Raw genomic sequence first — 23098 nt, 5'->3', positions numbered from 1 at the left:
TACTCTAAAAATGGTAACATAATAACGATAATATTTTTGGAGGTCGCCATGAAGACTTTGCAAGCCTATTTACCTGGCTTTGCCCTGACAGCAGTTTTAGCGGTCATTGCGATGATTTTGGGGAACTTTTTCCCCTTAATTGGCTCAAGTGTTTTCGCTATTAGTTTGGGAATTTTGATTAATAATACTCTGGGTGTGAAAGATACTCTGAAACTGGGCGTTGCCTATAGCGGGAAGAAAATTCTTCAGTATTCCATTATTGTCTTGGGATTTACTATGTCCATCCAGCAGGTATCTAAAACTGGCATTTCTTCCTTAAAAATTTCGATTACGACAATCTTGATTTCCTTTTTAGTTTCTTACCTAATTGGTCACTGGCTTAAGATGTCCAAGAATTTAGAGACTTTAATTGGTTTTGGGACGGCTATTTGTGGGGGATCGGCCATTGCAGCGGCTTCGCCAATTTTAGAGGCTGAGGATGATGAGATTGCTCTCTCTATGTCAACCATTTTCCTATTCAATATTTTAGCAGTCTTTCTCTTCCCTGCTCTAGGTCATTTGATGCAGATGTCGGATGGCAATTTTGGTCTTTGGGCAGGAACTGCCGTCAACGATACGTCTTCAGTGGTGGCAGCTGGTTACAGCTACAGTCAAAAAGCAGGAGATTTTGCGACTATCGTGAAATTGGCCCGTGCCTTGATGATTGTACCGACCTGCTTGATTTTGGCGGGAATTAAATTTTACCAATCCAAAAAGAGCCAACAAAATTTCTCTTTTAAAAAAATTTTTCCTTGGTTTATTCTCTGGTTTGTCGTAACCTCAGTCCTGTCTTCGGTGGGGATTTTTCCGAAGTTTGCGATTCCTTATGCTAAATCGCTGTCCCAATTCTTGATGGCTATGGCTTTATCTGGAATTGGCTGTAAGGTTTCCTTCCAACAATTCAGGAGAGCCGGACATAAGCCCTTGGTTACGGGTCTCGTTACCTGGGCTGCAGTTGCAGGGTCTAGTTTAATCTTGCAATATTTTGTCTTTTAAGGTCATGAGATTGTCATGAAATCATGTTATAATTATTTGTAATTGTATTAAGGAGTGTGGTTATGCCAAGAAAAAGAAAACGACCCTTAGATAGTCGGATTGATTATACGGTAATTTTACCAGTCTTTCTGCTAATTTTAATTGGAATGGTAGCAATATATACAGCAACCGATCACGACTATCCTAAGACAGTTTTATCAGTCATGATTCAGCAGGTCGTTGGAGTTGTTATCGGTTGTGCGATCGCTTTTGTGGTCATGTTTTTCAATGTTGAACGGCTTTGGAAGTTGACCCCTTATCTCTATGGAGTGGGTCTGGCTTTAATGGTTCTACCTCTCTTTATTTATAGTCCGGCCTTGGTGGCCTCTACTGGGGCGAAGAACTGGGTCAGCATTGGTTCAGTCAGTCTCTTTCAGCCATCAGAATTTATGAAGATTTCCTATATTCTGATGCTAGCTCGAATGGGAGTCTGGTTTAAGGACGAGTACAAGGACGAAGAGCCATCTTTGAAAAAAGACGGTCGTCTGATTTTGATTTATTTTGGTATTACTGTCCCTGTTCTCTTGCTTCTGCTTTTGCAAAAGGACTTGGGGACTGCGATGGTCTTTTTGGCTATTTTAGCAGGGTTGATTGTTCTCTCGGGGGTATCTTGGCGACTGATCTTACCTACCATCTTGGTGGCGGGTCTAGGTTTTGGTCTCTTCCTCCTCATTTTTACCAGCGATTGGGGCAAGGAATGGCTCTATCACATGGGGATGGAGACTTATAAGATTAATCGGGTGGCAGCTTGGTTGGATCCTTTTGGCTATGAATCTGGCATTGCCTACCAACAGGTTCAGGGATTGATTTCTATCGGCAGCGGTGGCCTATTTGGGAAAGGGTTTAATGTTGCAGAGCTCTCGGTGCCAGTGCGCGAATCTGATATGATTTTCACGGTGATTGCAGAAGATTATGGTTTTATTGGAGCTGTGATCGTAATTCTGCTCTACTTGATTTTGATTTTCCGAATGATCCGGATTACTATCGAATCAAATAATGTCTTTAATACCTATATTGCGACCGGTTTCATCATGATGATTCTCTTCCATGTTTTTGAAAATATCGGAGCAGCCATCGGCGTTCTTCCTCTGACAGGGATTCCTTTGCCCTTCATTTCAAAAGGGGGATCATCACTTATGTCAAATCTGATTGGGGTTGGTTTGATCCTCTCCATGTCCTACCAAAACTCCTTAGTCAAGGAGAGACGGATTGATGAAGGATTGAGTCGACAAAATTGGAATAAATATTGGATTTAGGAAGAAGCCTTGGACCTAGTTCCAAGGCTTTTTTGTATCGCCAAACAGCAGTGAAAAGCTGGCATATCTAGTGCAAAAAGTGCCAAAATATGCTACAATAAAGATTATGAAATTTCACGATTATATCTGGGATTTAGGCGGCACTCTACTTGATAATTATGAGACCTCAACACAGGCCTTTTGCCAAACCTTAAAGGAGTTTGGCCTAGAGGCTGATCATGATCAGGTTTATGCTAAATTGAAGGTTTCGACAGATGCAGCCATTGCCTATTTCATTCCTAACCAACCAGCCTTTCGGGCCCACTATAAGAGCCGTGAGGCACAAGCCTTGGCAGAACCGGTTCTCTTTACAGGTGCTAAAGAATTGTTGGCAAAGATTGTTGACCAGGGTGGACGAAATTTTATGATTTCCCACCGAAACCATTTAGTCTTAGATATCCTTAAAAAAGCAGGAATTGACCAGTATTTTACAGAAGTTGTAACCAGTGAGTCAGGATTTGCCAGAAAGCCTAACCCTGAATCTATGCTTTATCTTAAACATAAATACGCCATGACGAGCACTCTGGCTATTGGCGATCGCGAAATTGATTGGCAAGCAGCCCAAGCAGCAGGAATTGAAGCTCTGCTCTTTGATGGAAAAAAATCATTATTAGAAACGGTAGTATAAGATGACAGAAGAAAATAAAAATCGTCAAGAATTGGCCCAACAATATGATGCCAGCCAAATTCAGGTTCTAGAAGGTCTAGAGGCTGTTCGGATGCGGCCTGGTATGTATATTGGTTCAACCTCTAAGGAAGGGCTGCACCACTTGGTTTGGGAAATTGTTGATAACTCCATTGACGAGGCCCTAGCTGGTTTTGCAAGTCATATTGAGGTTTTTATCGAATCTGATGATTCCATTACCGTTGTTGATGATGGTCGGGGAATTCCGGTTGATATTCAAGAAAAAACAGGCCGTCCGGCAGTTGAAACAGTCTTTACAGTCTTGCACGCTGGAGGTAAATTTGGCGGAGGCGGTTACAAGGTTTCTGGTGGTCTCCACGGTGTTGGGTCTTCTGTCGTTAATGCGCTTTCAACCTCTTTGGAAGTTAAGGTCCATAAAAATGGTAAAATTCATTTCCAGGAGTACAAGCGCGGCTTGGTTGTTGCTGATCTGAAGGTTATCGGGGACACTGATAAAACAGGGACAAGTGTTCACTTTACACCAGATCCAGAAATCTTCACAGAAACAACTGAATTTGATTTTGATAAACTGGCTAAGCGGATTCAAGAATTAGCCTTCCTTAACAAGGGGCTCAAGATTTCTATTACCGATAAGCGGGAAGGGAAAGAACAGAGTCAGGTTTACCACTATGAAGGTGGGATTGTCAGTTACGTTGACTACCTCAATGAAAACAAAGAAGTTCTCTTTGATCAGCCCATTTATACTGATGGTGAAATGGATGGTATCTCGGTAGAAGTAGCGATGCAGTATACTGGGACTTATCATGAAAATGTCCTCAGTTTTGCCAACAATATTCATACCCATGAAGGCGGAACTCATGAGCAAGGTTTCCGCACTGCCCTGACTCGGGTTATCAATGACTATGCCCGTCAAAACAAGTTGCTCAAAGAAAAGGATGATAATCTCTCAGGCGAAGATGTTCGTGAAGGTTTGACAGCGATCATTTCTGTTAAACACCCCAACCCTCAATTTGAAGGTCAAACCAAGACGAAACTTGGTAACTCGGAAGTGGTTAAAATTACTAATCGCCTCTTCAGCGAAGCTTTCTCACGCTTCCTTTTAGAAAATCCTCAGATTGCTAAGAAAATTGTTGAAAAGGGTGTTCTAGCTTCCAAAGCCCGGATTGCAGCCAAGCGTGCCCGAGAGGTTACTCGTAAGAAGTCAGGTTTGGAAATCTCCAACCTGCCCGGTAAGTTGGCCGACTGTTCTTCTAATGACGCCAGTCAAAACGAACTCTTTATTGTCGAAGGGGACTCGGCTGGCGGTTCAGCTAAGTCTGGACGAAATCGCGAATTTCAAGCCATCCTTCCAATTCGCGGTAAGATTCTTAATGTTGAAAAGGCCAGCATGGATAAAATTCTGGCCAACGATGAGATTCGCAGTCTCTTTACAGCTATGGGAACAGGCTTTGGGGCTGAGTTTGATGTCAGCAAGGCACGCTACCAAAAATTGGTTATCATGACCGATGCTGATGTCGACGGTGCCCACATCAGAACTTTACTCTTAACTCTCTTTTACCGTTACATGCGACCAGTTGTTGAAGCAGGCTATGTCTATATTGCTCAACCACCAATCTATGGGGTTAAAGTTGGCAGTGAGGTCAAGGAGTACATCCAACCAGGTGCTGATCAAGAAACTAAGTTACAGGAAGCTCTGGATCGCTATACTCAAGGTCGCTCTAAGCCAAGTGTACAGCGCTATAAGGGACTTGGTGAAATGGATGACCATCAACTGTGGGAAACAACCATGGACCCTGAACATCGCCTCATGGCAAGGGTTTCAGTGGATGATGCAGCTGAAGCAGATAAAATTTTTGATATGCTGATGGGAGATCAGGTCGGTCCTCGTCGTGAGTTTATCGAAGAAAATGCAGTCTACTCTACCCTAGATATTTAGTTGGAACTTTTTTTGATAAGTCCCTAGAACTATGATATAATGGGGCGTACTATGTGAAAGAAAAGGGGCAAAAGTGTTGGTTTTCATCAGATTGAAACTCATCATTTTGCTCTAGCAAGCCCGATTAACTTTGCAGGCCGGCCCTGATAAAGACAGTGGATCTTGCATTAAGGTATCAAAATGATAGAAAGTAAGGTGGCCTTCCTCGGAATGCTCATCTTATAACTTAAAGGAGAGAACATGTCGAGCGGAATTGTCGTACTGATTGTAGTCGTTGTCCTAGTGGTCATCGTCGGCTACCTCATCGGTGTTATTCTTAGAAAACGAAACGATTTACGACTGGCTAAGTTGGAAGAACGCAAGGAAAAGTTGTTTGACCAGCCTGTCGCAAAGGAATTAGAATCCGTTAAAAAGCTGAATCTGATAGGTCAAAGTCAAACCACCTTTCGTGAATGGAATCAAAAGTGGACAGATCTTTCGAATAATACGATCAAGGATATTGAGGCCAATCTAGTTGAAGCTGAGAACCAAAATGATTCTTTCCGTTTCCTCAAGGTCAGAAATTCTATTGGCACAATTGAAAGCCAGTTAGAGTTGGCAGAAGAAGATATTACCTCGGTTCGTGAGGCTCTTGAAATTTTGAAGGATCAGGAAGATAAAAATAGTGCACGTGTTAAGCATGCCCTTGATCTTTATGAAGATTTGAAAACCAGCATTGAAGATAATTCTGATAACTTCGGAGCAACGAGGACTGAGATTGAGAAACAACTCAAAAATATTGAGGCTGAGTTCTCTCAATTTGTAACCCTTAATTCAACAGGAGATCCAGTTGAGGCAGCTGAAATTTTGGATAAGGCTGAGGAGCATACAATTGCTCTCGGACAGATTTCTGAAAGAATCCCTGCAATTGTAGCTAAGTTGGAAGATGATTTTCCGGATCAATTGGATGATTTGGAATCAGGTTACAGCAAGCTGTTGGATGCTCATTATCATTTCCCAGAGCGCAATATTGAGCGTCGCTTCCAAGACATTCGCGAATCAATCTCCAGCAATGCAGATGGTTTGGTGACCTTAGATTTGGATCGGGCCAATGAAGAAAATGAAGAAATCCAAGAGAAAATTGATGGCCTCTATGCAATCTTTGAGCGTGAAATTGATGCCAATAAGCAGGTCATGAAAGACTCCAAGATTCTTCCAAAATATTTGGAACATGCCAAGCATAATAACCAAGCTTTGGAAAAAGAGATGGACCATCTCAATACACTTTACATTATTGAAGATAATGAGACTCTCAGTGTTAGCAAGTTTGCTAAGGAGCTGGAAAAAATTGAAGAAGATACTATTCCAGCAATTGAAAACTTTGATACTCAAGAGAAACCTTTCTCGGAACTCAAAGGAATTTTCGATGATGCTCTTAAAACCTTGTCCACTGTTGAAGAAGGTCAAATTGAACTCAGTGGTGAGCTCAGGGGTATTGAACGTATTGAAAATGAGTCACGGATTAAGGCTGATGACTATGTCAATCAATTGCACGTTATCAAACGCTTTATGGAAAAGCGCAACCTGCCTGGTATTCCGCAAGATTTCCTCAGCATTTTCTTCACAACCAGTGAGCATCTGGAAACGTTGTTGGATGAATTGAGTAAGGGACGTATCAATATCAATTTGGTAGCGCGATTAACGGAATCAGCGGGTTCTTCTATGGATCTTCTGATTGAAACAACCTACCGAGTGGTTCAAAATGCCACTTTAACCGAACAGCTTTTGCAGTACTCAAACCGCTACCGTAGCTTTGAGCCAGCTGTTCAGGATAGCTTTGAAATTGCTCTTAAACTCTTTGAGAAAGAGTATGATTATAAGTCCTCCTTTGAAGAGATTTCTTACGCCTTGGAAATTGTTGAACCTGGTGTAACCGATCGTTTCGTATCATCTTATGAAAGGACACGGGAAATTATCCGCTTCTAATAAGGGTAAAATGACTGGAATTTCCAGTCATTTTTTAATGGAAAATTTTGGACCAAAGGTCATAAATTTTACACCCATTTGTGATATAATGAAAGTCCTAATGAACAAGGAGAGCTGGTAAGGATTTGCCAGTTTTACCATGATAGCTTGTTTAACTTGTTATTTAAAAGGGGGATGCTAATGTTTGAGACGGCTGAAAGCGCTGAACAGGTGATTTTGCTGGGCGTTGAACTGCCAAGTAGTCAAAACTTTGCAATGTCCATGTTAGAATTAGCTAGTTTGGCTGAAGCAGCAGGTGCTCAGGTCGTCACAAGTTATCGGCAAAAGCGAGAAAAGTATGATAGCCAATTCTTAATTGGTTCTGGAAAACTGCAAGAGATTGCTGCTATGATTGAGGCGGATGAGATCGATACGGTTATTGTCAATAATCGCTTAACTCCAAGACAAAATTCCAATCTGGAGCAAGCCTTTGGTATTAAGGTTATCGACCGCATGCAACTGATTTTGGATATCTTTGCCATGAGAGCCCGCAGTCATGAGGGAAAGCTCCAAGTTCATCTCGCCCAGCTTAAATATATGCTGCCTCGCTTAGCTGGACAAGGCGTTATGCTCAGTAGGCAGGCAGGTGGCATTGGCAGCCGAGGTCCTGGTGAAAGTCAGTTGGAACTCAACCGCCGTTCTATTCGCCATCAAATTGCTGATATTGAAAAACAGCTCAAGGCGGTTGAAAAGACGCGGTCAGTCGCGCGAGAGAAACGCCTAGAGCCCACCGTTTTTAAAATCGGTTTGATTGGTTATACTAATGCCGGAAAATCCACTCTCATGAACTGTTTGACGGATAATAATCAATATGAAGCTGATGAGCTCTTTGCTACCTTGGATGCCACGACCAAGCAAATTTATCTCAAAGATCAGTTTCAAGTGACGTTGACTGATACGGTTGGTTTTATCCAAGATTTGCCAACAGAACTGGTAGCAGCTTTCAAGTCAACTCTGGAAGAGAGCCGTCATGTGGATTTGCTTCTCCACGTTATTGATGCTAGCGACCCTAATCATACTGAGCAGGAGCAGGTCGTTTTAGCCATTCTAAAGGACTTGAATATGTTGGATATTCCTCGATTAGCCATCTATAATAAGATGGACCAGACTAAGGACTTGGTGGCAACTGTCTTTCCTAATATCTGCATTTCATTAAGGGATCAGGGAAGCCGACAGACCCTCCGGCAGCAGATTTTAGATGAAATTGAGCAGATTTTTCTGCCTTTTTCAGTCAGGGTCAGTCCAGATAAGCTTTACAAGCTCTACCAATTAAGCAAGTATGCCCTGCTTGACCCTTATCAGTTTACTGAAGAAAGTCAAGAAATATCAGGCTTTATTGCTGAAACAAATAAATGGCGATTGGAAGAATTTTATGGCTGATGTGATAGAACTAGCCCTCAAATACGGCGGTTATACTAATTTAGATAAAGTTTATCTACAAACTGTTTTAGCGAATTTAAGTAGCGAGGAGGCCTTACTTCTAGTTAGTCCTCCCCCGAGTGTTGTCAATGCTTATTTCGCTGAGCTCTACCAGAAAGAGAGTCCTCAGAGAGCAACTGACTACTACTGGGAGCTCTCCAAAGCCTTGGGCTGGATGACTAAAGAGCCCTCCTTTGTAGAAGAAAGTCATCCCTTTATCCGGCTCAATTTGTCAGGAAAATCCTTTGGCTTTGTTTATGAGTCCGCTGACCAAGTGGCTCAAGTTTTTTCGGAAAAGACGGAAGTTATTAGCGATCAACTCTTGATGGAGTTGGCTCAAATCTTCCCCCACTATAAGGTTTATCAGGAGGCTGGCAAAATCAAAATGCGGCTACTGGAATTTGATGAGGAAGAAAAAGAAGCTGTTACCTTAGACAATATATCGTTATTGACGGATGTTTCCCGCTTGAAGGGGGGAATCCTCAAGATTTCTGGCTATAATATGGATGAAGTTGTTCATCTAGCAAGCCAGCTGAAAGAGAGGACTCATAGCTCTGTTTATTATGGCTTTAGCCAGAGAGAGTTTGCCATTTATATGAAAGAATAGTAAGAAAGAGAGACTAGTTCTCAAGTGTCGGAACTAGCAAGAGAGTTAAGTATGGAATTACAATTTTTAGGAACGGGAGCGGGCCAGCCAGCTAAGGCAAGGAACGTCTCCAGTTTAGTTTTAAAACTTCTCAATGAGATTGACCAAGTTTGGATGTTTGACTGCGGGGAAGGGACCCAGCGGCAGATTTTGGATACGACTATTAAACCCCGCAAGGTCAGAAAAGTCTTTATCACTCACCTACACGGCGATCATGTTTTAGGTTTACCCGGCTTTTTAGCTAGCCGGTCTTTCCAAGCCAGTGAGGAGCAAACCGATTTAGAAATCTATGGCCCAGTTGGTATTCGCAGTATGGTACTCAATACCCTCAAACTTTCTGGAACCCGCCTGCCTTATCGGATTCATTTTAATGAATTTGATGCTCAGTCTTTGGGAAAAATTTTAGAGACCGACAAATTTACGGTCTATGCTGAAAAGCTGGACCATACCATTTTTTGTGTGGGCTATCGGGTTGTGCAGAAGGAATTGAAAGGCACTTTGGATGCTGATAAATTAAGGGCTGCCGGCGTTCCTTTTGGCCCCCTCTTTGGTCGAGTTAAGAATGGTCAAGATGTAGTACTAGAAGACGGTACAAAAATTATTGCCAAGGACTATATCTCTGCTCCTCGCAAGGGCAAGGTTCTGGCTATCCTTGGGGATACTAGAAAATGCCATGCCAGTGTCAGACTGGCTTTAGGTGCTGATATACTAGTCCACGAATCAACCTATGGAAAGGGAGATGAGCGTCTGGCACGCAATCATGGCCATTCCACTAATATGCAGGCAGCGCAGGTGGCTAAGGAGGCTAGTGCTAAACGACTCTTAATGAATCATATCAGCGCCCGTTTCTTGGCCCGTGATGTCCGTAAGTTGGAGGCTGATGCCAGAACTATTTTTGAAAATAGTAAGGTGGTCTGGGATTTAGAAGAGGTAGAGATTTGACACAAAAACGACAGCGAGTGATTGCCATTACAGGGGCTTCCGGTGGTTTAGCAGAAGCTATCATTAAACTCTTGCCGCAAGAAGATATGGTAGTGGCTATTGGACGCAACAAGGAAAAAATGGACAGGCTTTATGCTGATAGAGTTAATTTTCAAGCATACAGCCTCAATAGCCGAGATGATCAGGCAGTGGCTAAGCTGGTTGACAGGCTCTATGCTGACTTTACCAAGATTGATGTTTTTATTAATAATGCTGGTTTTGGTGAATTCAAGAATTTTGATCAATTTGATGCTGGAACTATCCGAGAGACCTTCGATGTTAATACGCTGGCTGCCATCAATTTTTCTCGCCTAGTTGGGGAAAAGATGGCACAGACTGGCTCAGGGCATATCATCAATATTGCTAGTATGGCTGGTAAAATGGCAACCGCAAAATTCTCTATTTATGCGGCAACGAAGTTTGCCCTTATTGGTTATTCCAATGCTCTGCGTCTGGAATTGGCTGACAGCCATGTCTACGTGACCACGGTCAATCCTGGTCCCATCTCGACCAAATTCTTTGACCGAGCGGATCCATCAGGAAATTATCTCAAGGCGGTTGGTCGGTTTAGTTTAACCCCTGAGCAGGTAGCCAAGAAAATTGTTGCCAGTATGGAAAAGAATAAACGGGAGCTCAATATGCCCTTCGCCATGGTATTGGCGGCCAAATTCTATGCTCTCTTTCCTAAGACGGCAGATTTTCTTTCAAGAAAGGCTTTTAACTATAAATGATTTCTTCAAAGTTTGATTGGAAACAAATTGACCAGGCTCCGAGTGAGCCCTTTTTAGAGCTGGCGAAAAAAGAAGATTTAGATGAATTGGCAGCTCAGATTCTCTATGAACGAGGAATTGATGATGAAGACAAGCTTCATGATTTCCTATCAGCTGACTTATCTCAGCTCCACGATCCTTATCTGCTCCATGATATGGATAAGGCTGTGGATCGGATTCGTAGAGCGATCGAGTCTGGTGAGCGAATTCTTATTTATGGAGACTACGATGCTGATGGTATGACTTCTAGCTCCATTATGAAGGAGGCTCTGGAAATACTGGGCGCTGAGAATCAGGTTTACCTGCCTAATCGTTTTACCGATGGCTATGGTCCCAACCTGAGTGTCTATAAGTACTTTATTGAGCAGCAAGGGATTTCTCTCATCGTGACGGTTGATAATGGGGTAGCTGGCCACGAGGCCATTGCTTATGCCCAAAAGCAAGGGATTGATGTTATCGTCACTGACCACCATTCTATGTCAGATAGTCTGCCGGATGCCTATGCTATTGTGCACCCTGAACATCCAGCGGGCGATTATCCCTTTAAGTACCTAGCGGGCTGTGGCGTGGCTTTCAAATTAGCTACAGCTCTCTTGGAGAGCATCCCAAATGAGCTGTTAGATTTGGTAGCTATTGGGACTATTGCTGATATGGTCAGTCTGACAGGGGAAAATCGGATTTTAGTAAAATTCGGCCTGCAGATGCTGGCCCAGACAGAGCGAATTGGCCTGCAGGAGCTTATGCAGGTGGCTGATATTGACCCCAGCGACCTTAATGAGGAAACGGTAGGGTTCAAAATTGCTCCCATGCTCAATGCCTTGGGACGTCTGGATGATCCCAATCCAGCCGTTGAACTGCTGACGGGCTTTGATGACCAAGAAGCTCACGAAATTGCCCTCATGATTCAGGGAAAAAATGAGGAACGTAAGCAAATAGTTCAGGACATCTATGACCAAGCGCTTGCTATGGTTGACCCTAATAAGCCAGCTCAGATTCTTGCCAAGGAAGGCTGGCATCCGGGTGTTTTGGGAATTGTTGCCGGCCGGATTCTGGAAGCCATTAGTCAGCCAGTCATCCTCTTAACGATTGAGGATGGTCAAGCTAAGGGCTCAGCCCGCTCGGTTGAAGCCATCAATATTTTTGATGCTCTCAACCCTCATCGAGAGATTTTCGAGGCCTTCGGCGGTCATGCCGGAGCAGCTGGAATGACCTTGCCTGTTGAAAATGTAGCTCAGCTTTCGGATGTTCTTTGTAATTACATCTTTGAAAAAGAGTTAGATAAGGCTGGCAAGAATAGCTTAATCATTGACGAGGAACTCCAGCTGTCCGAATTATCTTTAGAGACAATCAGAAGTTTGGAAAAACTAGCTCCTTTTGGCATGGATAATAAGAAGCCAGTCTTTCTCCTCAAGGACTTTAAGGTCCTCCAAAGTCGAATTATGGGACAAAGTGGGGCTCATCTCAAACTTAGAGTAGGCCAAGCAGGGACAGAGTTCGATTTGGTAGCCTTCTCGCAAGGGCATTTAGCTCAGGAATTTGCCCAAGCCAAAAACCTCGAGCTGGCAGTGACCCTCTCGGTCAATAAATGGAACGGCAACACCAGTCTCCAGCTCATGCTGGTAGACGCTCGGATTCAGGGAGTCCAGCTGATTGATATCAGATCTAAATCTGCCCAGTTGCCTGCAGGCGTCCCCAGCCTCCAGCAAGTAGAAGAAGGGACTAATAAAGTTCAGAGCCCAGCTGTGATTTTATTAGAAATTCCTGATAACCCGAGTCAGCTCAAGGAAGCCTTTAAAGGACAAGAGTTTCAGACAATCTACTTTAAAAATCAGATTAAACAAGCCTATTATCTAACAGGCTACGGAACCAGAGAGCAGTTTGCTAAACTCTACAAGACAATCTACCAATTCCCAGAATTCGATGTTCGCCACAAGTTGAAGGACTTAGCTGCTTATCTCAATATTCCTAATTTGCTTCTGATTAAGATGATTCAGATTTTTGAAGAGCTGGATTTTGTATCCGTTGATAATGGCATCATGACGGTCAATAAGACTGCCAGCAAAAAAGAGATTTCAGATAGTCAGATTTATCAAAATTTGGTAGCCCTAGTCAAATATCAAGAACTGATGGCTTTGGGAACACCTCAAGAGATTTATGACTGGTTAAAAGCTGAAGATCAGGACTAGTTGAAGGGGGACAACTTTTGGTTGACAATTTTAAATAAAGAAGGTGGCTGATCCTCAGATGAGAGTCAGCTTTTTATTTTTTACAGGATTTTAATCTCAAACGCAATTGAATACCTTGACGACTGGGTTCTATTCCGATAAAATACAAGGTAAAATTAAGGTAGATTGGAGAATTTTATGGAAATCAAAAGTCAATTATCCATTGCTCAATCGCATGCCAGTCAATTTTCAGCGACAGGCAGCACTCTAGCTGGCATTGGTGAAGTGGCTAAGGATGATTCCACCACTGTGGCTGGCAATGCTAAAGCGCATGAGGCGCTGAAGCTAGCTCAATCAGCTCGACAAAAAGTTTTTGATTTGCTGAGTCATGCTTCCACAAATATTCACAGTGTTGCCAGTGAATTTGAATCTGTTGACGCCAATCAGGCTCAGGCTATCCGTGCCACAAAGCTGTAAGGTGAGCCGTGATGCTTCAGTTTTTTAGAAAATTATTGAGATGCTCAAGCCCCAGTGTTAATGGAACCTATCGGACGTTTAAGAATGCTCCGCTGTCCCCAAACACTCCGTACGTATCGCCTAATCAGTTTTCAGCGACAGGAGCTCAGATAACAGGTTTTGTCCAGCAGTCTGTTCATCCTGCCAATCCTGCTGGTTTTCATCCTATGCCGCCGACATGTTCCACTGCAACGTCTGCCCAGCCAGCACCTGCCCCAGTGGGTTCTCAGCCCGTTCAACCTGTGACTCCTGCTGGCTTCTCGACAGCTTCGGAAGCTCCGACAGTGCCTTTCCCATCAGTGCCCGTTCCAGCTCAGACTCCTCAGCCAGTCTCTCTGGATCAATCGTCAGTTCCAAAGCAGAAGCCGAAACTTTCTCGGTCTGAGCAAGTGGTGTCCCAATCGTCGCCTTCTAAAAAGAAAGCGCCATCAGATCAGGCTGCTAAAAAGTATCAGCTTGAAGATGCCAGCGAATGGCGAAAGAATTTAAACCGGACTTTAGAGCGTGAGCGCCAAAATCTTGGGCTCAATACTTGGCCGACTCCTCCGAGCAAGGAAGACTTGGAAGAGCTGGAACGGCGCCGGGCCAAAATCAAAAAGGAGGCAGAAGCCGAATCTAAACGTTGGGAAAAGCGGAAAGAGATAGCAGCCAAGGAGGCCGAACAGGATAAGCTTTGGCAAAAGGAACTGGGCTTGTATGATGAAGAAGCTGACCTGATAGCCCAAAGCCGCCGATTAGATGAACAGGAGCAGATAGCCGGTGATGTCTTAGCTAAGCTGGGCGGTGTTTTGGAAGGTTTAGTCTATGCTTACCGATTTTCCGGTGAAATCGAAAGAAGCTATCATCTGGTCTTTCAAGAGCGTGGCAGAGCCGATGATTTACTAGAAACCGCTAAGGAGAAGGTGCAGGCTCGGAAAAGACAGGTCATCGAGGAGCAAGGAGTGGTTTATACCCAGCGTCAGAAACTGACGGCTGAGATCGAAGATTTAGAAGAGGAGATTAGGAAGATTCCATGAGTATTGATATGTATTTAGAGAAATCACAAGCACAGGCAGCCAGTGCCAAGGCCATAGCCCAGCAAGAGATTCAAGCCTATGAAGAGCTGGAAGCTGCTTTAGAAGATTTTGAGAACAGCGGGGCTGAATTAAAAGGAAAGACCTATGATTCGGCTCGGCGGTATTCAGCCACCGTCCTGCGCCCGCTGGCTATGATTGGAAAACAGCTGGCGCAGACAGTGGCTGAGGCTGTTCAGCGCTTTCCTGAAGCTTATATGGAACAGGTAGCTCATGAGAGTTTGAAAGAATCGGAGTTGGAGATGGCTATTGCCGAGTTAAATCTTCGGATTTCCAATGCTCGAGATGCGGTTGCGGGGATGAACCTGGATTCCCGTGATGCCAATGAGGGAGCCCGGCTGACCAGCTATCACAGGATGATTGATGCTGCAGAAAGCAGCCGGAGGGTTTTGGAAGACAAGTTAGAGAAACTCCGTGTTTTTAATGCGACATCTCCGCAGATATTTTCAGAGATTGATGCCTTAAAAGCTGCTTTAGACAGGGGCATTGCCCAAGCAGAGCAAAGCTGGGACAGTCAGACGGGGACCTTCAAGTCTGTAGGCACTCAGTGGCTTTCTGAGCTGAAGGTCGAAGTTCAGAAAGTCGCCAAAGAGCTGACCTTGTCTAAAGAAGAAAGAGAAGCCTTTAAAACCATGATGGAAACTCAGTATGGTTTTAGTGCTGAGGAAGCTGATATTATGCTGGATGTTTATGTTGGCTTGGTCAAAGAGTACGACGGTGATAAAGATAAGGCTAATCAGAAGTTCTTTGTCTATATGGGGTCATTTGTTTACGGTGATAGCTATTTTGGGGGCTATGCATGGTCATATGTTGGCGGGTTGATCAAACCTGATGAGGTTGAGAAGAAGCTAAAAGATTTAGGGATTAGCTCTAAAAAGATTGAGACTCTTAAAACTGCGATTTTGAACCAGTCTAATGTGACCGGGCTTTCTGGGGCAACCAATGAGGAACGGCTAAAAGAACTTGCAAAGATTTATAAGAAAGATCTCAATAAGAAAAGTGATAAGAAACGTCTTCAAGAACTGTTGGATCAATATAATGGCAAAACAGATTTTGCTCATACCAGCGCAACTGTTTCAGCTTACTATAAAGAGAACGGGGCAGAAATTCTTGTCGATGAGAATGCTTATGCTGGCTACTATGGTGACTTAACCATCCCTGGTAATACTTCGATGAATAATGGGGATTATCATGCGGATCTAGATGCGGTGAACCTCTATAATCAACTAAAAGGCGGTAAGAATCTTGTCACCTCTATGAATAGCTATTTTGACCAAGTAGAATCTGACGATAGGTATCGGGTGACTGAGTTTGTTAGGAATATAGGTGATGGAGATTTTGCCAGGGGCGTTAAATTGTTAGAAGCTCAATACAAAGATAATCCTGACAATCCCTTGTATAAAGACTTCATGGATAGTATACGCAGCTTTAGTGATGATTTGAAAGCGGACGGTAAATGATATGAAACGACCTTATAAGATACTATTAGCTATTCTATTCATCTTAATTTTGTTTGGTTTTATTGCCTTATCTGTCTTAAACCATCAGACCCGCCAAAAAAGCGCCAATATTTTTGATGAGATATATTACGATGAAACATCTTTTTCGACGCGAATTTTTCATCTAGGGGGCACACACTTTAGCCATGTAAAAAGTGTTACAGCTCATCACAGAGGACGCGGAGATGAGGGAGCTATTCCTATTGAAGCTGCTAATTCTGATTATCGTTATGATAAGTCTTCGTTAGAGAAAGATAGACAGTATCTGGATATTGATTTTTATTACCCCCCTGATACTTTATATGATGATGGTATTGTTAGATTTTCTACAAATTGGGTTTTAGATGGTTACCATGAAATTGGTGTTGACTACTACTATAATGTTACAACAAAAGTTCTGTCTAAATCATATTATATTTATGTGTCTCAGCGTGATGAGATTCTATACACAGGTGAGCAGTCCTCTGAGATTGCTAGAATATTGAAAAAGAAAAATATTTCTGAAGTGGAAATCTACCATTACGGCGACAACAGTCTGCATAAGATTTTAAAGGACTGGTCTTCTGTCTACCACAGCCGCTTTTCACCAAATATTGAACACTGGGGGAAAGTAGAGGTCAGGGAAGTTCGAACTACTTCAAATGATGATTTAGAGGAGCTGACATCAAAGTAAAATGAAACGACAAAAGCTTACTAGCCCTGAGAACTGAGGCAAGTGTCTTAACTTGGAAGAGAATGGACAGCCATCATGGCTGTCTGTTCCAAAATTGTTGTACTGTTTTTAAGCTCATTTCAATTATGTCTTTAGCTTGGTGTTGATATGCTACAAGTTGTCTAGTCATGCCATTAAGTTTTTAATCAAAGAAAGGTTATTTCCTTGACTTAAGTCGGAGATACTGTTAAAGTAGTCAAGTAATGATTTTTTGAGATAAAGTATTAGACATCTTTTGTTTTACCTCTTAATTTTTACAAATAAATAAAAAGAGGTAACTCAAAATGGCACAAGGTACAGTAAAATGGTTTAATAGCGAAAAGGGATTTGGTTTCATCACTCAAGAAGATGGCCCAGATGTGTTTGCACACTTCTCGGAAATCCAGTCAAATGGGTTTAAGTCACTTGAGGAAGGACAAAAGGTTTCATTCGATATAGAAGAAGGAAATCGTGGGCCTCAAGCTACTAATATCATTAAGGTTGATTAGTACTTATTTAAATAACTTAAAGCACTTCTTTCTTCTGAATAGAGAGAAGTGCTTTTTAGTGGCTCTTTATGGCTCATTATCAACTGTGGTGGGGCTTATAATCAGGACTAAGAGAGTGGGAGACAAATCAGTAAATCGTGTTTAAGGCTCAGACCTCTGCCACCTTCCTGTTTTTAGGTGGCAGGCTTTGGCAGTTATCTCCAGACTGCTAAAGTCCACTGGACCCCCAACCACTGCGTCAATCTGGTAAATCTAGAACAAAGCTAACGAGTCTGAACTTTTGTCCCAGACTCATTTTTTGAGTTTATAGTAATTAAAATGGGTTAGTCATGAGGACAATTAGAAGATATTCCCAGTCTGCTGCAGTGTCTGTCCATTTTCAGTGTTAATCACCGATGGGTTTGACTATGTTCCTAAAAAACTGTACTATAATAGCATGGATATTTGGACAGCCTTGGGAAAGTATTCCCAGTTGGAAACGGAGCGGCTTTGGCTTCGTCCCTTTCGCTTTGCTGATAGTCAAGACTTTTATAAAATTACGCGAAATCCCACTAATCTGGCTTTCATCTTCCCTGCTCAGGCCAGTCAGGCAGAAAGTAATTACCTCTTGGTTCATTATTTTATGAAAGAGCCCTTAGGAACCTGGGCTCTGGAGGATAAGGTCAGTCACCAGATGATCGGAGCTATCCGCTTTGAAAAGCTTAACTTAACCAAGCAGAGAGCCGAAATTGGCTATTTTCTTCGTCAGGATTTTTGGGGACAGGGTCTAGCAACAGAGAGTCTGAAACTGCTGTCCTTTTTAGCCTTTCAAGAATTTAATCTGCGAAGCCTGACAATTATTACCCACAGAGAAAATTTGGCCAGTCAAAAGGTGGCTCAGAAGGTTGGATTTAAATTGTTGAGGACTTTTAAAGGAAGCGATCGCTACACCCATAAAATGCGCGATTACCTAGAATTTCGTCTAAAGGCAGGTGAGATGTCATGACTAAACATCAGGAAATTTTAGAATATTTAGAAGGTCTGCCCATTGGTAAGCAGGTTAGTGTTCGCTCTATTTCAAACCACCTGTCGGTCAGTGAGGGAACAGCTTATCGCGCCATCAAGGAGGCTGAGAATCGTGGTTTGGTTGAAACCAGACCTCGCAGCGGAACCGTTCGGGTAGAGCAGAAGGTTCAGGTGCGACTGGAGAAGTTGACGTATGCTGAAATTGCGACCATCTCAGAGTCTGAAGTTATAGCTGGTCATGCTGGTCTTAAACACGAATTCAGCCGTTTTTCTATCGGGGCGATGACCAAGAAAAATGTTGGCCGCTATCTCGTTAAAGGCGGCCTGTTAATCGTTGGTGACCGAGAAGAAATTCAGATTCTAGCCTTAGAAAATAAAAATGCTATTCTAGTGACTGGTGGCTTTACTGTTTCGGACAAGGTTTTAGAGCTGTCTAAAAAGCAAGGGATTCCAGTCATGGTAACAGCCTACGATACCTTCACCGTTGCAACTATGATTAACCGTGCCCTGTCTAATGTAAGAATTAAGACCGATATCAAGACGGTAGCTCAGGTCTATAGTCTTAGGTCCCAATACGGTTATCTAACCACAAGTGATACTGTTAATGATTATCATCGTCTAGTCAGAAAGAACAACCATGTTCGCTACCCTGTCATTGATCAGTTAGGACAGGTGCTGGGGGTTATTACCATGCGGGATGTCTCCAACCAAGAGCTGACCACCAAGTTGACTGAGGTCATGACTAAGCCAGTGACGACCAAACCAGAAACCAGTCTGGCAACGGTTGCTCAGCGGATGATTGTCGAGGATTTTGCCATGCTACCAGTTGTTGATGATGACAAACAACTGCTGGGCGTTATTACCCGCAAATTAGTCATGGAAAATTTGCAGGAGCTTAATCATGATGGCCTTCATACCATCAGCGACCAAATTATTGCCAGCCTCAAGGCAGAAAACCACGGCTATGGCTTCAAGGTAGAACCTGCCATGATTGATAACGCTGGTAATTTGACTACTGGCGTTTTGGCTGAAATTCTCAAGGAGACTAGTCGGCGGACGTTATCTCAAACTAGTAAAAAAAATATCATTATTGAACAAATGATGATATACTTTCTACAGGCTGTACAAATTGATGATGATCTGCGCTTAGAGCCGAGGATTGTCAGAGAAAATCGCCGCTCTGCCCTAGTGGATATTGAAGTGACTTGTCAGGAACGGGTAGTCTGTAAGGCCCTGATTACCAGTAAGCTTAATTGAATAAACAGAAAAAAAGAAGATTGATGTGGATGAGAGAGCCTGAGCCAAAAGTCTCAAACTCTTCCACTTTATGCAGTATTTAGAGGAGTTTTTTAAATGATTACACTAAAATCACCACGTGAAATTGAAGCTATGAAGAAAGCAGGGGACGTCCTTGCCAGCATTCATATTGGCTTGCGTGATATGATTAAACCGGGACTGGATATGTGGGAGATAGAAGAATATGTCCGTCGTCGCTGTAAAGAAGCCAATGTCCTGCCCCTGCAAATCGGTGTAGACGGTCAGCTCATGGATTATCCTTATGCTACTTGCTGCGGACTCAATGATGAAGTTGCTCACGCTTTCCCGCGCCACTATATCCTGAAAAAAGGTGATTTACTCAAGGTAGATATGGTACTGAGTGAACCCCTAGATAAATCTGTCGTCAATGTGGCCAAGTTGGACTTCGACAACACTGCTGAAATGAAGAAGTATACAGCGCCTTATACTGGCGGTGTAGCGGATTCTTGCTGGGCTTACGCCGTGGGTGAAGTATCACAGGAAGTTAAAGATTTGATGGCTGTGACCAAGGAGGCCATGTATTTAGGGATTGAAAAGGCTGTTGTCGGTAATCGTATCGGCGATATCGGCGCTGCTATTCAAGAATATGCAGAAAGCCGTGGTTACGGTGTTGTTCGTGATCTTGTTGGCCATGGTGTCGGTCCAACTATGCACGAAGAACCGATGGTTCCCCACTATGGTAAAGCTGGGCGTGGTTTGCGACTTAAAGAAGGCATGGTGCTCACCATTGAACCTATGGTTAATACAGGTACATGGGAAATTGATACGGATATGGAAACCGGCTGGGCCCACAAAACCCTTGATGGCGGTCTGTCTTGTCAATATGAGCACCAATTTGTCATCACCAAAGACGGGCCAGTCATCTTGACCAGTCAGGGAGAAGAAGGAACATACTAAGAAGATGAAGAAAAAATTCTTGGATAGGTTAGTGGATAAACTTAACTATCCGCCCTTGCAAGTCTATCTCAAGCATTATCGCAGTGCTGAGATAGACTTATCCAGTATTGCTGTGGCCTACTATTTGTTACTGACATTCTTTCCCTTGATTGTTATCTCGGCCAATATTTTTCCTTATCTGGATATTGATTTACCAGATGTGTTAACCTTTTTACGGGCCAATTTGCCAGCTGAAATTTACAGCAATGTTGCAGGTATCATTCGTAATCTCTTTGCTACCCCATCCAATGGAATTCTGGGGATTGCGACCTTGGCGGGCTTTTGGACCATGTCTCGCAGCCTGACTTCCTTGCAGAAGGCCTTTAATAAGGCTTATGATGTCAGTCAGCACCGTGATTTTGTTATCGGTCATATCGTAGGGATTGTGGCTAGTTTTTTCATCCTCTTCCTATTGACCTTTGCTCTCTTGTTGTCGACCTTGTCCGATGGGGTCTATCAAGCGGTTCTTCAGAAAAAATATGACGTTCCTTCTGGCCTGATTAAGCTTTTGCTTCACCTCAACCGACCGATAATGGTTCTGGTGGTTTGGATTGGCTTGACTGTCCTTTACTTTATCTTGCCTAATGTGCGTATTAGGAAGATTCGCTATACACTTCCGGGAACGATTCTCAGTGCTATTGTTATTATCTTTATGACTGGTTTGGTCGGAGACTATGTGACCCGGACCTTTAATAACCTTGTTGATATCAAATTTTTTGGCTCTATCATCATCTTTATCATTATGTTCTGGTTTGTCCTCTTGGCACGGATTCTTATTACTGGTGCTGTCCTCAATGCGACTGCTCAGGAATTATTAACTGGTAAGATGGAAGGCCGCAGAGGGGATATCTTCGCCTTTCTTCAATCCATGGGAGATCACCATGAGGAAAATGACAGGGAAAATCAGCCAGATAAACAGTTTGGCAATCCTTTTAAAGAGGATGACTAAATCAGCGCCGAGGCTTTTGCCTTGGTTTTTTTTGTGTCCTTGATAATACTTACAGCCATAGCGGCTCCTTTAGTCTGGCCTGTATTTGTGCTATAATAGTGAAGATTAAACCCATTAGATGAGGTAGCGAAATGACAGTTGATTTTAAAGCAGAAGTAGAAAAACGCCGTGAAGATTTGCTGGCTGATTTGTTCAGCCTTTTGGAAATCAATTCGGAACGTGATGACAGTAAGGCTGATAAGGAACATCCTTTTGGCTCGGGTCCTGTCAAGGCTTTGAAGCATTTCCTAGCTATGGCTGAAAAGGATGGCTACAAGACTAGAAATATTGATAATTATGTCGGTGATTTTGAGTTTGGTGAGGGCGATGAAACCTTAGGAATTTTTGCCCATCTGGATGTGGTGCCTGCTGGTTCTGGTTGGGAGACCGACCCCTACAAACCAGTCATCAAAGATGGCAAACTCTATGCGCGTGGTTCCTCTGACGATAAAGGCCCAACTATGGCAGCCTACTATGCTCTAAAGATTATTAAAGAGCTGGGCCTGCCAACGTCTAAGAAGGTTCGCTTTGTTTTAGGAACGGATGAAGAGTCTGGCTGGGCTGATATGGATTATTACTTTGCCCATCCAGATGTGGACAAACCAGACTTTGGCTTTGCTCCAGATGCTGAGTTCCCTATTATTAATGGAGAAAAAGGGAATATTACCCAATATCTGCATTTTTCTGGTCAAAATGCTGGTCCAGTTGTTCTCCAGTCTTTCAAGGGAGGGCTGCGGGATAATATGGTTCCAGAATCTGCAACAGCAGTCCTTTCTGGTCAAGTCAATCAAGCAGATTTGGAAGAAAAATTAGCAGCTTTCTTGGTTCAAAACCCTAACCTGTCGGGCTCTTTAACAGCAGAAGAGAGCCAATTTAAAGTCCAAATCGTTGGGAAGGCAGCCCATGGTTCAACCCCTGAAGAAGGTCTCAATGGGGCAACTTATTTAGCGCTTTTTCTTAAGGATCTATCTTTTGCTGGTCCTGCCAAAGCCTTCATTGACTTGACTGCTGATGTTCTGCACGAGGACTTTGCTGGTCAAAAATTAGGCTTAGCTTATACCGATCCTAAGATGGGGGCTTTATCCATGAATGCTGGTATTTTTGACTTTGAAGCGACCTCTGGTGATAATACCATTACCCTCAATTTCCGCTATCCTCAAGGAATAGATACCGCAACCATCAAGGCTGGCCTCGAAAAGTTAGCTGGGGTAGAATCTGTTAGTCTGGCTGATCATGAACACTTGCCTCACTATGTCCCAATGGATGATCCTTTAGTCAAAACACTCTTGTCTGTCTATGAAAAGCAAACTGGTCTAGAAGGTTATGAGCAGGTCATTGGCGGTGGGACTTTTGGCCGCCTCTTGGAAAGAGGTGTCGCCTTTGGTGCCATGTTCCCTGATTATGTCAATACCATGCATCAGGCCAATGAATTTGTCGAAGTGGAAGATCTCTATCGGGCTTGCGCTATCTACGCTGAAGCTATCTACGAATTGATCAAATAGCGCAATAACCATATATCTAAACCAGCTCAGCTCTCGCTAGACTGGTCCGCTGATTTTATCTTGGAAATACTCAAGGCTGAATGCCCAAGGGCAGAAAAAATATGCTCTGACGTCAACCTGATTTTG

20 protein-coding genes are annotated in these 23098 nt (G+C 43.2%); all 20 read left to right on the top strand.

The window, feature by feature from the left end:
• The first annotated feature begins 48 nt into the window (after positions 1–48).
• The 20 genes from STRCR_RS09280 (at position 49) to pepV (ending at position 22972) form a co-directional block, all read left to right on the top strand.
• On the top strand, positions 49–1035 hold the full coding sequence (locus STRCR_RS09280) for a YeiH family protein (RefSeq protein WP_004227757.1): 987 nt from the start codon (positions 49–51) through the stop codon (positions 1033–1035).
• A 62-nt stretch (positions 1036–1097) separates the two neighbouring features.
• Positions 1098–2330, top strand: coding sequence for an FtsW/RodA/SpoVE family cell cycle protein (locus STRCR_RS09275; protein WP_004226086.1), 1233 nt, complete (start codon positions 1098–1100; stop codon positions 2328–2330).
• Positions 2331–2436: 106 nt separating this feature from the next.
• Complete coding sequence (locus tag STRCR_RS09270; RefSeq protein WP_040804625.1) at positions 2437–2997, top strand: HAD-IA family hydrolase; 561 nt, start codon at positions 2437–2439, stop codon at positions 2995–2997.
• 1 nt (position 2998) lies between these two features.
• Complete coding sequence (gene gyrB / locus STRCR_RS09265) at positions 2999–4951, top strand: DNA topoisomerase (ATP-hydrolyzing) subunit B (protein WP_004229559.1); 1953 nt, start codon at positions 2999–3001, stop codon at positions 4949–4951.
• A 240-nt stretch (positions 4952–5191) separates the two neighbouring features.
• Complete coding sequence (gene ezrA, locus STRCR_RS09260) at positions 5192–6916, top strand: septation ring formation regulator EzrA (protein WP_004225162.1); 1725 nt, start codon at positions 5192–5194, stop codon at positions 6914–6916.
• Positions 6917–7096: 180 nt separating this feature from the next.
• Positions 7097–8335: a GTPase HflX gene (gene hflX / locus STRCR_RS09255; RefSeq protein WP_004227321.1), complete on the top strand. Its 1239-nt coding sequence runs from the start codon at positions 7097–7099 to the stop codon at positions 8333–8335.
• Positions 8328–8981 (top strand): hypothetical protein, encoded by a 654-nt coding sequence (locus STRCR_RS09250; protein ID WP_004228877.1) that lies wholly within the window; start codon positions 8328–8330, stop codon positions 8979–8981. The genes hflX and STRCR_RS09250 overlap by 8 nt, the downstream gene beginning before the upstream one ends.
• Before the next feature lie 51 nt (positions 8982–9032).
• Positions 9033–9962, top strand: a complete 930-nt coding sequence (rnz, locus tag STRCR_RS09245; RefSeq protein ID WP_004229488.1) for a ribonuclease Z — start codon at positions 9033–9035, stop codon at positions 9960–9962.
• Positions 9959–10732, top strand: coding sequence for an SDR family NAD(P)-dependent oxidoreductase (locus STRCR_RS09240; protein WP_004225788.1), 774 nt, complete (start codon positions 9959–9961; stop codon positions 10730–10732). The genes rnz and STRCR_RS09240 overlap by 4 nt, the downstream gene beginning before the upstream one ends.
• Complete coding sequence (gene recJ, locus STRCR_RS09235) at positions 10729–12957, top strand: single-stranded-DNA-specific exonuclease RecJ (protein ID WP_004229221.1); 2229 nt, start codon at positions 10729–10731, stop codon at positions 12955–12957. Before STRCR_RS09240 ends, recJ begins: the two co-directional genes overlap by 4 nt.
• A gap of 177 nt (positions 12958–13134) precedes the next feature.
• Positions 13135–13413 carry a TIGR04197 family type VII secretion effector gene (locus STRCR_RS09230; RefSeq protein ID WP_004225209.1) on the top strand — a complete coding sequence of 93 codons (279 nt, stop codon included), beginning with the start codon at positions 13135–13137 and terminating at the stop codon, positions 13411–13413.
• 11 nt (positions 13414–13424) lie between these two features.
• Entirely contained in the window at positions 13425–14468 is a 1044-nt protein-coding gene (locus STRCR_RS09225; RefSeq protein WP_004226933.1) for a hypothetical protein, read from the top strand.
• Positions 14465–15985, top strand: a complete 1521-nt coding sequence (locus STRCR_RS09220; RefSeq protein WP_004226721.1) for a hypothetical protein — start codon at positions 14465–14467, stop codon at positions 15983–15985. Before STRCR_RS09225 ends, STRCR_RS09220 begins: the two co-directional genes overlap by 4 nt.
• Position 15986: 1 nt before the next feature.
• Complete coding sequence (locus STRCR_RS09215) at positions 15987–16697, top strand: TipC family immunity protein (RefSeq protein ID WP_004227438.1); 711 nt, start codon at positions 15987–15989, stop codon at positions 16695–16697.
• A 323-nt stretch (positions 16698–17020) separates the two neighbouring features.
• Positions 17021–17224: a cold-shock protein gene (locus STRCR_RS09210; RefSeq protein WP_004228588.1), complete on the top strand. Its 204-nt coding sequence runs from the start codon at positions 17021–17023 to the stop codon at positions 17222–17224.
• A 436-nt stretch (positions 17225–17660) separates the two neighbouring features.
• Positions 17661–18209: a GNAT family N-acetyltransferase gene (locus STRCR_RS09205; protein WP_004228977.1), complete on the top strand. Its 549-nt coding sequence runs from the start codon at positions 17661–17663 to the stop codon at positions 18207–18209.
• A complete protein-coding gene (spxR, locus tag STRCR_RS09200) occupies positions 18206–19486 on the top strand; it encodes a CBS-HotDog domain-containing transcription factor SpxR (RefSeq protein WP_004226272.1) in 1281 nt (426 codons plus the stop codon). Before STRCR_RS09205 ends, spxR begins: the two co-directional genes overlap by 4 nt.
• A gap of 96 nt (positions 19487–19582) precedes the next feature.
• A complete protein-coding gene (locus STRCR_RS09195) occupies positions 19583–20443 on the top strand; it encodes a methionyl aminopeptidase (protein WP_004226967.1) in 861 nt (286 codons plus the stop codon).
• A 4-nt stretch (positions 20444–20447) separates the two neighbouring features.
• Entirely contained in the window at positions 20448–21431 is a 984-nt protein-coding gene (locus STRCR_RS09190; RefSeq protein ID WP_004228044.1) for a YihY/virulence factor BrkB family protein, read from the top strand.
• A 131-nt stretch (positions 21432–21562) separates the two neighbouring features.
• Complete coding sequence (gene pepV / locus STRCR_RS09185; protein ID WP_004228546.1) at positions 21563–22972, top strand: dipeptidase PepV; 1410 nt, start codon at positions 21563–21565, stop codon at positions 22970–22972.
• Positions 22973–23098: the final 126 nt, after the last annotated feature.

Source organism: Streptococcus criceti HS-6 (genome assembly GCF_000187975.2).
Classification (GTDB): Bacteria; Bacillota; Bacilli; order Lactobacillales; family Streptococcaceae; genus Streptococcus; species Streptococcus criceti.
This window is presented reverse-complemented; position numbering and strand designations above follow the sequence as displayed.